We start from the raw sequence: 11777 nt of genomic DNA on the forward strand, positions 1-11777 counted from the left end.
TAGGCCCCGCTCCCGGCCGTCGGGGGGCCGTTACAGGACCGCGACCGGCGTGACCGGCGAGCCCGTGCCGCCCGGGATGTGCAGCGGCGCCACCACGAGGAGGAACGCGTACCGGCCCTCCTCGGCGCCGGCGGCGGAGAGCGCTTCGAGGTCGAGGTTGTCCAGGAGCGGGACGCCCATCGCGGCGAGGGCGAGCGCGTGGACGGGCGAATGCAGGCCCTCGACCGGCGAGGGCCGGACATCGCTGTCGCCGTCGCCGCCGAGCAGGGCGATACCGCGCCCGGCCAGCAGCGGCATGGCGTCCACGTGCAGCCCCGCGCTCGCCGCGCCGGGGTCCCAGGCGCCCTCCTCCCGGCGGCGGCGGAGGCTGCCGGACCGCACCAGCACCGCGTCGCCCTCGCCGATGGTCACGCCGAGTGCCTGCTCCGCGGACACGAGGTCGTCGGCGTGCACCGCCCGTCCGGGCGTCAGCCACCGGCAGCCCAGCACGGCCGGCAGGTCGAGGAGTACGCCCCTGGTCACGAGGGGGCCCAGCGCCGAGACGGCGCCGAAGCGGGCCCCTCCGGCGTCCACGCAGTCCCGCGCCGTGCGGCCGTCGTAGAGCTGCCCGCGGTAGGCCACGTGGGACAGCGCATCCAGATGACTGACGGCCTTGCCGTGGTAGTCGACGGCGATGAAGTCCTTGTGGGTGGACGGCTCGGCGGCTTCGAGGTCGCCGAGTTCGGACATGTAGTGCAGGGCGGGCCGGCTGTTGTCCGGGCCGGGGGAGGTGTCCCAGGGGCGGGCCATCGGGAGCACCGTTCCGGAGCGGACGAGGGCGGTGGCCCGCCGCACCAGGTCCGGGGTCACCCGGTTCCAGGCGCCGCGGTCGGCGGGGGACCAGCGGCCCCATGCGCGGACCGTCGCGAACAGTGCGTCGAACTCCTCGCGGGAGACGGCGGGCCCGTTGTCCGTACCGGCCGGCGGGGGAGTCGGTGCATCGCTGGGGTGGCGGGTCATCTGCTCAGCGCTCCAAGGGGGACGGGCCGGGTGACGCGCTACGAGCCGGGGCCGAAGGGCTGGGTGCGGGCGATCAGCAGCGCCACATCATCGGGATCGTCGGGACGCCGGAGCTCGGCCAGGAGCCGGTCGCAGGTCTCCTCCAGGGAGCGGTCGGGCGCGTCCAGCAGGCGGCGAAGGGTTTCCAGCCGCTCGTCGATGGGGTGGTGGCGGGTTTCGACCAGCCCGTCGGTGTACAGGACCAGTTGGTCGCCGGGGTCGAGGCCGAAGGTGACGGTCTCGAAGGGGACGCCGCCGACGCCGAGCGGGGTGCCGGTGGGCAGGTCGAGGAGTTCGGGGTGCTTGCCGCGGCGTACCAGGACGGGCGGCAGATGACCGGCGGTGGCGAGGTGGCATGCGCCGTGGTGGGGATCGTAGGTCGCATAGACGCAGGTGGCGATGTAGTGCTCCAGCCCTGAGGTGATCTTGTCGAGGTGCTGGAGGACCTGGGCCGGATCGAGGTCGAGATCGGCGAAGGCACTGGTGGCGGTGCGCAGCCGGCCCATGGTGGCGGCGGCGTCGATACCGCTGCCCATCACGTCGCCCACCACGAGCGCCGTCTTGTCGTCGTCGAGCGGGAGGACGTCGTACCAGTCGCCGCCGATCTCGTACGTGGCCTGCGCGGGCCGGTACCGGGAGGCGATCTGCAGACCGGGGAGGTGCGGCGGGTGGTCGGGGAGCAGGCTGCGCTGCAGCGTCTCGGCGGCGTTGCGCACGCTCTGGTGTGAGCGGGCGTTGTCGATGCACACGGCCGCGCGGGAGGCCAGCTCGGCGGCGAGGGCGAGGTCGTCCTCGTCGAAGGGCTGCGGGTTGCCGGCCCGGGTGAGCCCCAGGCACCCGAGGATGTGGCCGCGGGCGATGAGCGGCGCCAGCAGGTAGGAGTGCACTCCGGCGCGGGCCAGCAACGTGGCGGCGTGCTCGCTGCGGGCGATGTGCGCCAGGTCGTCGCCGTCCGCATGGGAGACCAGGATCGGGCGCCCGGTGCGCACGCACTGCGTGGCCAGGCGGTCGGCCTCGTAGGCGGCGGTCTGACCGGGAGGGTCGGCGGCCTGGAGCGCCACCGTGGGGTAGGCGGCCTTCACGGCGAGCGCGCGGAAGACCGCGGGGCCCTCACTGCGGGCGCGGCGGTGCTCATCCAGCACCGAGTCGAGCACATCGACCGTGACCAGGTCGGCGATTTCGGGCACGGCGACCTCGGCCAGCTCCCGCGCGGTCTGCTCGACCTCCAGGGTGGTGCCGATGCGCGCCGAGCCGTCCGCGATCAGGGCCAGCCGCCGCCGGGCTTCGGTGGCCTCGATGGCCGCCTGATAACGGTCGGTGACGTCCACCACCAGGTCGGCCACTCCGAGCACGCGCCCCTGGGGGTCCTCCAGCCGGTACAACGAGATCGACCAGGCGTGCTTGTGCTCCGGGTCGGAGGGGGTGCGGCCGACGACGGTGGACTGGTCGACCATGGGGGCCCCGGTCTCCAGGACCTGCCGCATCGCGGCCTCGGGCACCTCGAACTTCGCGGCGGTCATGATCTCGCGGTAGTGCCGGCCGAGATGGTCCTTCGCGGGGATGCCGTGCATCCGTTCCAGGGCGGGGTTGACGGCCACATAGCGCAGCTCGGTGTCGAGTATCGCCAGCCCGATGGGGGACTGCGAGATCAGCCGGGTGGACAGCGCGACATCGCGCTCCACCTCGCGCAGCGTCGGTGAGTCGGTGGCGAGCCCGAGCGCGTAGAACTCGCCGTGGTCGTCCGTCAGCCGCATGGTGCGCAGCTCCACCAGCCGTGCCGCACCGTCCTTGTGCCGGACCGGGAAGGTGCCGCCCCAGCTCGTGCCGGTCTCCATGACGTCGGCGAACTTCTTGATCACCAGGCCCCAGTGCTCCTGGTGGATGAGCAGCGGCGCCGCGTACTGCCCGAGGGCTTCCTCGGCGGAGTAGCCGTACAGCTCCTCGGCCTGCGGGCTCCACAGCACGATCCGCCCCTCGTCGTCCACCAGCACCGCGGCGACGGCGAGCAGGTCCAGCAGCCCGCTCGGCTGCGACGACCTTCCGTCCGGTTCACCGGCGTCAGCGGGACGCAGGTCGGCTGCGCTCACCCCGGCACTCCTTCCGTCAGCCGGGCCGGGGGCCCCTTCCCCTCACTCCGTTCCGTGGCCTGTCCACGTTTTTGTCCGGTGGCCTGCCCTGCCCGGCGACTGCTCCGGCTTCCATGGTCCTCCTGGAGCGCCCGACCGCACCTCCGTCCGGGCGTGCGCCGGGCTGCGCCGCGGCCGGGTGCGCAGCAGCCGGGCCCGCGCGGCGCCCGCGCTCGGAATGGACCCGACGCGAGGTTTTCACGGCACAACTGCCGCGTGCGTTCTGAAATGTGCCCTGCGCCCCTGCCGGGAAATTCGAGTTTCTGACACCGCGCGGGCGGCGCACGCAAAGCACTCGGTGAGTCCGCCACCCGAAAGGCAAATGAAAAGCAAATTGTTAATTAAACAACCTTTGGGGCCGCGGAAACTCCGACAAAAGAAACCCATGGTCAGACTGCAACTCGCGGTGCCTAGCCTCCCTGTGGGCTTCGGTTCAGGAGCCCACAAGTACGTCGCGCCACCGGGTCTGTGCGGGGATACCGCCATACCTCGATGCTCTTTCCTGCAACGCCCAACGGGGAGGGTCCTTCATGTCGGGATTTCAGGCGCGCCCATGTCGGGATTTCAGGCGCGCCGGGCGCATGACCCCCGCGTCAGCCGTCTCCTGGTGCTCTCCTGTCTCGCGCAGTTCAACCGGTATGTCACGTCCGACCCGCGCAAGAACCTGGTCGACCTGGTCTCCAACCCCCTCAAGGAGTGAGCGCGGCCCGGCTGCCCTGCCGGTCCGTGAGGCAGCCGGTCATCGGTGCCACAATCGCCGAGGCTGCCCCGCGGGGTGCGCCCGGTGGTGTGTCCAGCCGGTGGTGAGGGAGAGGCTCTGAGCCATGGCGACGTTCGTCCTCGTCCACGGAGCCATGCACGGGGGATGGGCCTGGCGCGAGGTGCGGGCGCGACTCCAGCGAGCCGGGCATCTCGTGTTCACCCCGACCCTCACCGGGCAGGGCGAACGCCGTCAGTCGCGCACGCCTGCGGTCGGCGTCGAGACGCACCTCGCCGATCTCACCGAGCTGCTCTGGTTCGAGGATCTGCGCGAGGTGCACCTGGTGCTGCACAGCTACGCGGGAATCCTCGCCGGGCCGTTGGCGCAGCGGGCCGGCGCCCGGCTGGCCGGCCTGGTCTTCCTCGGCGCCTTCCTCGCCGGTCCCGGGCAGTCGTTGCTGGACGTCGAACCCGCTGAGACCGCTGCCCGCTACCGCCGTACGGTGGCCGCCGGGGACGGGTGGCGGCTCCCGGCGAGCCCGGACTTCCTCGACCTGTGGGGTGTCACCGACCCCGACCTGCGCGCATGGGTCGCACCGCGGCTGACCGACTTCCCGTTCCGCTGCCAGACGGACCGGGTCGACTACGACCCCTCCGCCCTCGACCGGATCCGCAAGGTCTACGTGCGGCACACCGCCCCGCCCCTGCCGAGCCTGACGGGCTTTTACGAACAGGCCCTGGCCGCCGGCTGGGAGACGTACGACCTGCCGTACGGACACGACATGATGCTCGCCGCGCCGGAGGCGACAGCGGAGCTGCTCTCGCGCATCGCCGGGGACTGACCGGCGGGGCCTCGGCGTGCCCGGCCCCGCCGTGTCCACGCGTCGTGCCCGGGCTCCCGGCCGCGCAGGCCGAACGGCCCGGGGAAGGTGCCGAAGGGCCCGCGCGCGCGGGCACCTGGCCCTGCCCCGCACCCGGGACCGGTCGCCCCCCTGGTCAGGCCCATCGGACGTGGTCCTGGGCGGCTGGGTGGGCTCTACTGAAAGGGACGAGGAGCACAGGCGACGCGGAACAGCGGAGAGTCCGCGCACCGCACAGTCCGGGCCCGCGAGAAGCGGGCAGCCCTCCTCGCCACTTTCAGGCCGTCGTCTCCCGACGTGTGGGTGGGCCCGCCGTCCGTTCCGTTCCCTTCGGTCCGGCCGCCGCGCGGGGCCGTCCGGCTCCGGTGTACCTGGCCCACTACCCCTGTGCACCCACACCCGCGGCACGTCCAAGGAGGGGAGAGACGACACGGCCGGCCAATCCGGCGATGCCAGGAGAACCATCCCGGCACGCCCTGCTGCGGAGGTGACCATGAACAGCAGCCAACCGAACGGAAGCGAGTGCATCGTCGTGGGGGTCGACGGCTCGGAGTCGTCCAAGGAAGCCCTGCACTGGGCGGTACGCCAGGCGGAGTTGGACCACTCCACCGTCAACGCGGTGCTGGCCTGGGAGTACCCGCCGCTGTACGGCTCGATCGGCTGGATCGACGCACCCCAGGCACTCGCGACCGACCTGAAGGTACGGGCGGATCAGACGCTGGACGGCGCGATCAGCGAGGTCGTCCGCGCGCATGACGCCCCGCGGGTCGCTGCCACCGTGGCGTACGGAACGCCGTCCGGAGTGCTCCAACACGCGGCGCAGGACGCTTCGTTGCTGGTCGTGGGCCGCCGCACGCGCGGGATCCTGGGCGCGCTCCGCGGTTCCCTGAGCCGGCACGTCACCCGGCACGCGCCGTGCCCGGTGGTCGTCGTCAGCGAACGGAGCCGGCGGGCGTAGCGAGTGACTGCAGGAGCCCGGCCCTCAGGCTTCGTCCCCCTTCGCCGCCTCCTCGGCGGCCACCTGCTTGAGCGTGCGCCCGCTGTGCACCGACCGGGCCCGCCAGGGGTCGGGGGTGCCGCCGCGCCCGGCCCGGTCGTCCTTCTCCTTCACCAGCAGCCAGGCTTCGCGTGCCCCGGAGTCCTTGCCGCCACGGAAGCGGGTGAGGGCGTAGCCGCCGCGGAGCTTGCGGCCGTCCAGCCAGAAGGAGGCGTGGCCGTCCTCCAGCGACTGGCCGAACGAGAGCGTGCGGCCCTTCTTCTTCCGGACCAACGGCCGGTAGGTGCCCTCGTCCCAGACGATCACGGTGCCCCCGCCGTATTCGCCCCGCGGGATGACGCCCTCGAATGTGCGGTACTCCAGCGGATGGTCCTCCGTCGGCATCGCGAGTCGCTTGTCGTGGGGGTCGGTGGACGGGCCCTTGGGGACGGACCAGGATTTCAGCACGCCGTCGACCTCCAGCCGGAAGTCGAAGTGCAGCGTGCTCGCGTCATGGATCTGTACGACGAAGCAGGGCGCCTCGCCGGCGGCCGCCTGCTCGCCCCGCGGCTCGCGGGTGCGGTCGAAGTGCCGTTTGCCGCGGTACGCCATCAGTCCGTCGTTGCCGCCCACGTGACCGCCTCCCCTTCCGTCCGAGGGCCACCTCTCTCACTGTGGCGTGCGACGGGCGGGGCCGCATGCGCGCGCCATGGACGCAATGACCCGTACGGACGCACCGCCGGCCGACATCCGGGGGCGATCATCCGGGAAGCCCCTTCGACGGGCGAGGGCGGCCCGGCTTGTGCATGCTTTTCAGGGGGCCCTGGGGACACCCACGCCCCCCTTGCCGTGCCCTTAAGGAGGCAGCACGTGGAACGTGACAGCCGCACCTCGCACAGCACCGGGTCGTTCCTGAAGGCGCTCGACGCCCTGGGCGACCTGCAGCGGCTCGATCCGGCGATCAGCGTCCTCCAGCGGGCGGTACGGGCCGTGCCATGGGGCAGGAACCGCGATGTGCTCCACGGCCGTCAGCTGGGACATCCGCTCCACCCGGCCCTCGTGCAGCTTCCGATGGGGGCCTGGCTGTCCGCCGCGCTGCTGGATGCCGTTCCCGGTACGCGGAAAAGCGCCCGTCTTCTGGTGGGGGCGGGCCTCATGGCAGCCGTCCCCGCAGCCGTGTCCGGCTCCGTGGACTGGGCCGAGCAGCACGAACAGCAGATGCGCACCGGCCTGGTACACGCCGTCGCGAATGCCGCCGCTGTCGGGCTGTACGCCGGCTCCTGGGTGGCGCGCGGCCGCCATCGGTACGGCTGGGGCAGGGCCTTGGGGTACGCGGGACTGGGTCTGGCGAGCGCCGGCGCGATGCTGGGCGGCCACCTGGCGTTCCGGCAGGCGGCCGGCGCCAACAAGACGGAGCCGGTGCCGCATCTGCTGGAGCCCGAGTGGCAGGCCGTGGGCGCCGTAGCGGAGTTTCCCGTCGGTGAGGCGGTGCGCCGGGAGCTGGGGGAGGTGCCCGTGCTGGTGGTCCGGGACAGCGGCGGCGACATCCATGCCCTTGCGGACAGGTGCAGCCATTTCTCGGGCCCGCTGTCCGAGGGCAGGCTCGTGGACGGCTGTGTGGAGTGCCCCTGGCACGGCAGCGTTTTCCGGCTGACGGACGGTTGGAACGTACGGGGCCCGGCCACCGCCCCGCAGCCTTCCTTCGAAACCCGCGTGAGTGCGGGCGGCGTGGTGGAGGTGCGGCTGCCGGGCGCCGGCTGACGCGCACGGCCCGGGCAACTCAGACCGCTGCCGGCTGGCACCGAGCGCACCACACCGTACGTCGGCCGGCCGTACGCCCGCTGCAGAGCCGTTCGTCGCAGCGGGGGCAGACCGGATCGGCCTCGTCACGGCGGCCGGTGAGCCACGCTCTGCGCGGCGGTACCCGGCCGGCCGCCACCGCCGAGCGCAGCGTCCGGCGCATGTGCGTGTACAACCGGCCCAGCTCCTGGTCGGTGAGTGTGCCGACCGGCCGAGCGGGGTGCAGCTTCGCACGCCACAGGATCTCGTCGGCCAGCAGGTTGCCGAGGCCGGCCAGGACCGACTGGTCGAGCAGCGTCGACTTGATGCCGCCGCGTCGGCCGGACAGCGCGTCCTCGAAGCCGGGGCGGTCGACCGTCAGCGCGTCGGGCCCCTGACTCTTCATCATGCGGGCCACGGCGGATTCGTCCGCCAGCCAGAGCCCCTTGAGCTTGCGCTGATCGCGGTAGCGGAGCTGCCGGTCGTCACCGACCGTGAACGTCACGCGGTCATGAGGGTGCAGCGCCTCGGCCGGGGGACAGCACAGAAGCTGCCCGGTCATGCCGAAGTGCAGCATCAGGGTCGGGCCCTTCTCGGTGGGCGCCAACAGCCACTTTCCCCGCCGCTGGGGCGCGGCGAACCGCCGCCCCTCCAACGAGCGCCGCAGCCGGCGCGCGCTCACCCCGTGGAGCACACCCTCGTCGTGCACCTCGATCCGCCGCAGAGGGGCGCCCCGCGCACAGGAGTCGAGAACCCTCCGGAAGGCCTCCACATCGGGAAGTTCAGGCATCTGGCCCTCCGTCGATGGTGCGCTGAAAGCCTCCGGACGAGGCATGAGGCATGCGGGTCCGCGGCCGGGAGGTGGCGCGGCCCCGGTGCGCTGCCCGGCGGCCCCCGCGTGAGCCACGTACGAGGAAAGCACCGCACGGATGTCACGAGTTCCCGGCCCTCCCCGGGGCTAACGAACCACCACGGGAATTGCTCCGGATGCACCCGCCGGCAGCCCTAGCCGCAGGACAGCGCCTTCGCCGGGCGCCCTGGTCTCCGTCCACGCCCGACACGCGCGTGGCGCCGCGGATCCCGGGATGATCCGAAAGACACGCCCTACGCGCCCGACCGTCGCCGAGTGCGGGGTGCCCGGAGGGCGTCGACGGCGATCCGGGCGGCGGTGCCGATGACGGCGTCGGCCGCGGGCAGGGTGGCGGCGGTGTTGGCGGCCCGGGTGAAGACGGCGACGGCGTAGCGGCCGCCGTCGGGGTATTCGACGACGCCGACCTCGTTGCGCAGCGTGGGGAGGCTGCCGGTCTTGCCGGCGACGTGCACGTCGTCGAACGGGAAGCCGGAGGCGAGGCGGTGCGGCCAGACCTGGAGCCCGAGGAGCCGGCGGATCGCGGCGCCGTGGTCGGGGGTGCCGGCCTCATCACGCCAGATGCAGGACAGCAGGCGGGTCATGTCCCGCGGGGTGCTGCGGTTGGTGCGGGCCGGGTCGAGAGCGGTGAGCCGGGTGAGGGTGTGCGGGTCGGTCAGCGCCCGTGTGCCGCTCGGTCCGGCGTCCTTCTTGATGGTGTCGAGGAGTTGCTGGAAGGTGTGGATGGCGAGGGTGTGGGAGAGGCCGAGCTGCGTGGTGGTGCGATTGACGGCGTCGAGGCCGACCCGTTCCAGGAGGAGATCGGCGGCGATGTTGTCGCTGACGCTCATCATCAGATAGGCGGCGTCGCGCAGTGACACCCGCGCGGGATCGAGCATGGCGCCCAGGCCCGTGAGCCCGAAGGTGCGGCCGGTGGGTGGCACCTCGATCTGCTCGGTGAGCTCGAAGTCGCCCTGTGCGGCGCACTGGTGGAGGGCGACGAGCAGACAGAGCTTGTGGACGCTGGCCGTGACGACCGGATGGTCGGGGTGGAAGCCGATCTCCGCGCCGGTGTCGATGTCGCAGGCATGCAGCCAGCCCGTGACAGCCGCGTCCGCGAAGGCGGTTCGGATGTGGTCCTGGGTGCGGGTCATAGCCAGTACTCCGCTGTGGGGCGTAGGTGGAGAGGGGGCAGGGGCTGGTCCATGCCCACTGTGTCAGTGCCCCACAGCGCCTGGGTGACCGCTTCGGCGAAGGCGTCGACCGCGGCGTCCCGGTGCCCCTGGCGCCAGGCGACCGAGTGCCGCCAGGCCAGCGGGGTGCCGGCCAGGTGGCGCCAGATGATCTGCGGGTGCGGTGGCGCGGGCTGGGTGTCCCTGGGGCTGAAGGCGACGGCCTGCGAGGAGAGGATCAGGCCGCGGATGAAGCTGGGGCTTTGGCCGTGGCGGACGGCGGTGGGCGTGTAGCCGTTACGGGCACAGGTGGTCAGCAGCTCGTCATGCAGCGCGGGGGCATCGGCCCGCGGGAAGAGGACCAGGTCGTGCCCGGTCAGGGCGGCCAGCGGCACGTCGGTCAGCTGGGCGGCGGGATGGTCGTGCCGCAGGAGGACGCCGAGCTCGCGCCGCAGCAGGGGGCCGATCTCCAGCCCGGACACGTCGCAGGGATGGTGGACGAGCCCGACATCGAGGGCTCCGGCGCCGAACCGGTCGAGTTGCTGGGCGGTCGTCAGCTCGTGCAGCTCCAGCTCCGTGCCGGCCTGGCGTTCCGCGAAGTCCGCCAGGAGCGCGGCGATGGTCTCGCCGGAGACGTCCGGAGGGAGCGCGGCGCGCAGGAGTCCGCTCTCACCGTCGCGGATCCGGCGCGCGGTGGCCAGAAGCGCCTCGGACCGGGTGAGGATCTCGCGCGCCTCCGCCAGCAGCAAGGTGCCGCCGTGGGTGATCGTCACGTGTCGGCTGGAGCGCTCGAAGAGCCGGATGCCCAGTTCGCGCTCCAGGCGCTGGATGCGCTGCGACAGCGGCGGCTGGCCCATGCCCAGGCGGGCTGCCGCCCGGCCGAAGTGTGACTCTTCAGCAACAGCCACAAAGCACCGGAGATGCCCCAATAGGTCCATGAGCAGCAAGAATATCAAAAGCAGATGGATACGTGCACGATATGCATCTTGGACATGAACGGCTCTCCGATGCTCTTCTCGGGGCATGCCCGCATCTTCCGATTCGCCTCGGCGCGGGGATCCCGCCACGGCGCGGTCCTCGCCGCCTCGACGGCCATGGCCCCGGCGCCAAAACAATGAGGAAAGCCGCCCTCCCTTCCTGACCGAAGTCCCGTCCTTGACCGAAGTTCGTTGATTGCAAAAGGAGATGACTGTGCCCGCCACAGGATCGAACACCTCCCGCCGTACCGTGCTCGCGCTGGGTACCGGCGCCGTACTGGCCGTTGCCGTGCCCCGGAGCGGCAGCGCGTACGCCTCAGCACCGCACGCCGACGAGCTCTCGCGCCGGCTGAGGGACCTTGAGCAGCAGCACTCCGCCCGCCTGGGGGTGTTCGCCCACAACACCGCCACCGGCCGGAGCGTGCTCCACCGCGCGGACGAGCGCTTCCCCATGTGCTCGCTCTTCAAGACGCTCGCCGCCGCAGCCGTCCTGCGGGATCTCGACCACCACGGCGAGTTCCTGGCCAAGCGCATCCGGTACACCACGAAGGACGTCAGGGACGCGGGCTACGCACCGGTCACCGGTACGCCCGAGAACCTCGCTCGCGGCATGACGGTCGCCGACCTGTGCGCCGCCGCAATCTCCTACAGCGACAATGCTGCCGGCAACCTCCTGCTCCGCGAGCTGGGCGGACCGACCGCGATAACCCGTTTCTGCCGCTCGACCGGGGACAGCACCACCCGCCTCGACCGATGCGAGCCCGACCTGAACTCGGCCGAACCCTCGCGTATCACCGACACCACCAGCCCCCGCGCCATCGGACAGACCTACGCGCGCCTCACCCTCGGTACCGCGCTCACGCCCAAGGACCGCAAGCGGCTCACCGAGTGGCTGCGGGCCACCACCACCAGCGGCGAGAAATTCCGGGCCGGCCTGCCGTCCGACTGGGCCGTCGCGGACAAGACCGCGGGCGGCAAGTACGGGACCAACCACGACGTGGGCCTCACCTGGCCGCCCGGCCGCTCACCGATCGTCATGGCCGTCCTGACGACGAAGCACGAGCCCGATGCGACGGCCGACAACCCGCTGGTCGCCAAAACGGCCGCGCTGCTGGCCAAGGCACTCGCCTGATTCCTGGAGGGCGCACTCCGTCAACAGTCGCTCAGTTCCACGCAGTTGGTGGCGGCCAGTTGGCGGGGCAAGTCGTCGATGTGAACGGCGCCCCGCGCAGCAAAAGTATGGGCGCGCCGGGATCCTCGCTGGGTAGTCTCACGTCGAACCACCTCGACCCACCACAGGGCC

General features: G+C 72.0%; 11 protein-coding genes. 5 read left to right on the forward strand and 6 right to left on the reverse strand.

Annotated features, from left to right (window positions below):
• Positions 1 to 30: 30 nt before the first annotated feature.
• Positions 31 to 999 carry a cyclase family protein gene (locus BKA18_RS33015; protein WP_366046416.1) on the reverse strand — a complete coding sequence of 323 codons (969 nt, stop codon included), beginning with the start codon at positions 997 to 999 and terminating at the stop codon, positions 31 to 33.
• Between the two features lie 38 nt (positions 1000 to 1037).
• Positions 1038 to 3125, reverse strand: a complete 2088-nt coding sequence (locus BKA18_RS33020) for a SpoIIE family protein phosphatase (RefSeq protein WP_366046417.1) — start codon at positions 3123 to 3125, stop codon at positions 1038 to 1040.
• 592 nt (positions 3126 to 3717) lie between these two features.
• Here BKA18_RS33020 and BKA18_RS33025 point away from each other — a divergent pair.
• From BKA18_RS33025 to BKA18_RS33035, 3 genes are all read left to right on the forward strand, one after another.
• Positions 3718 to 3864 (forward strand): hypothetical protein, encoded by a 147-nt coding sequence (locus BKA18_RS33025; protein WP_366046418.1) that lies wholly within the window; start codon positions 3718 to 3720, stop codon positions 3862 to 3864.
• Between the two features lie 124 nt (positions 3865 to 3988).
• Entirely contained in the window at positions 3989 to 4705 is a 717-nt protein-coding gene (locus BKA18_RS33030; RefSeq protein ID WP_366046419.1) for an alpha/beta fold hydrolase, read from the forward strand.
• A 511-nt stretch (positions 4706 to 5216) separates the two neighbouring features.
• Complete coding sequence (locus BKA18_RS33035; RefSeq protein ID WP_366046420.1) at positions 5217 to 5681, forward strand: universal stress protein; 465 nt, start codon at positions 5217 to 5219, stop codon at positions 5679 to 5681.
• Between the two features lie 24 nt (positions 5682 to 5705).
• Here the strand turns inward: BKA18_RS33035 and BKA18_RS33040 are convergent, their stop codons facing one another.
• Positions 5706 to 6332 (reverse strand): DNA polymerase ligase N-terminal domain-containing protein, encoded by a 627-nt coding sequence (locus BKA18_RS33040; RefSeq protein WP_366046421.1) that lies wholly within the window; start codon positions 6330 to 6332, stop codon positions 5706 to 5708.
• Positions 6333 to 6569: 237 nt separating this feature from the next.
• Between BKA18_RS33040 and BKA18_RS33045 the strand changes: the two genes are divergently transcribed.
• Positions 6570 to 7460 carry a Rieske (2Fe-2S) protein gene (locus BKA18_RS33045; protein WP_366046422.1) on the forward strand — a complete coding sequence of 297 codons (891 nt, stop codon included), beginning with the start codon at positions 6570 to 6572 and terminating at the stop codon, positions 7458 to 7460.
• A 19-nt stretch (positions 7461 to 7479) separates the two neighbouring features.
• Here the strand turns inward: BKA18_RS33045 and BKA18_RS33050 are convergent, their stop codons facing one another.
• The 3 genes from BKA18_RS33050 to BKA18_RS33060 all read right to left on the reverse strand — a co-directional run bounded on the left by BKA18_RS33050 (position 7480) and on the right by BKA18_RS33060 (position 10435).
• Positions 7480 to 8268 (reverse strand): Fpg/Nei family DNA glycosylase, encoded by a 789-nt coding sequence (locus BKA18_RS33050; RefSeq protein WP_366046423.1) that lies wholly within the window; start codon positions 8266 to 8268, stop codon positions 7480 to 7482.
• 314 nt (positions 8269 to 8582) lie between these two features.
• Positions 8583 to 9479, reverse strand: a complete 897-nt coding sequence (locus BKA18_RS33055; RefSeq protein ID WP_366046424.1) for a serine hydrolase — start codon at positions 9477 to 9479, stop codon at positions 8583 to 8585.
• The gene (locus tag BKA18_RS33060; protein ID WP_366046425.1) at positions 9476 to 10435 is read right to left on the reverse strand and encodes a LysR family transcriptional regulator; all 960 of its coding nucleotides are present in this window, start codon (positions 10433 to 10435) and stop codon (positions 9476 to 9478) included. Before BKA18_RS33060 ends, BKA18_RS33055 begins: the two co-directional genes overlap by 4 nt.
• 247 nt (positions 10436 to 10682) lie before the next feature.
• Here BKA18_RS33060 and bla point away from each other — a divergent pair, with 247 nt between their 5' ends.
• On the forward strand, positions 10683 to 11606 hold the full coding sequence (bla, locus tag BKA18_RS33065) for a class A beta-lactamase (RefSeq protein WP_366046426.1): 924 nt from the start codon (positions 10683 to 10685) through the stop codon (positions 11604 to 11606).
• The last annotated feature ends 171 nt before the right edge of the window (positions 11607 to 11777 follow it).

The sequence above is a fragment of the Streptomyces auratus genome (assembly GCF_050433025.1).
Classification (GTDB): Bacteria; Actinomycetota; Actinomycetes; order Streptomycetales; family Streptomycetaceae; genus Streptomyces; species Streptomyces sioyaensis.

Bases quoted from the DNA above. Each gene is read 5' to 3' on its own strand.
- BKA18_RS33025 (WP_366046418.1), top strand. From the start codon at position 3,718: ATGTCGGGATTTCAGGCGCGCCGGGCGCATGACCCCCGCGTCAGCCGT.
- BKA18_RS33015 (WP_366046416.1), bottom strand. From the start codon at position 999: ATGACCCGCCACCCCAGCGATGCACCGACTCCCCCGCCGGCCGGTACG.
- BKA18_RS33030 (WP_366046419.1), top strand. From the start codon at position 3,989: ATGGCGACGTTCGTCCTCGTCCACGGAGCCATGCACGGGGGATGGGCC.
- BKA18_RS33050 (WP_366046423.1), bottom strand. From the start codon at position 8,268: ATGCCTGAACTTCCCGATGTGGAGGCCTTCCGGAGGGTTCTCGACTCC.
- BKA18_RS33055 (WP_366046424.1), bottom strand. From the start codon at position 9,479: ATGACCCGCACCCAGGACCACATCCGAACCGCCTTCGCGGACGCGGCT.
- bla (WP_366046426.1), top strand. From the start codon at position 10,683: ATGACTGTGCCCGCCACAGGATCGAACACCTCCCGCCGTACCGTGCTC.
- BKA18_RS33035 (WP_366046420.1), top strand. From the start codon at position 5,217: ATGAACAGCAGCCAACCGAACGGAAGCGAGTGCATCGTCGTGGGGGTC.
- BKA18_RS33060 (WP_366046425.1), bottom strand. From the start codon at position 10,435: ATGGACCTATTGGGGCATCTCCGGTGCTTTGTGGCTGTTGCTGAAGAG.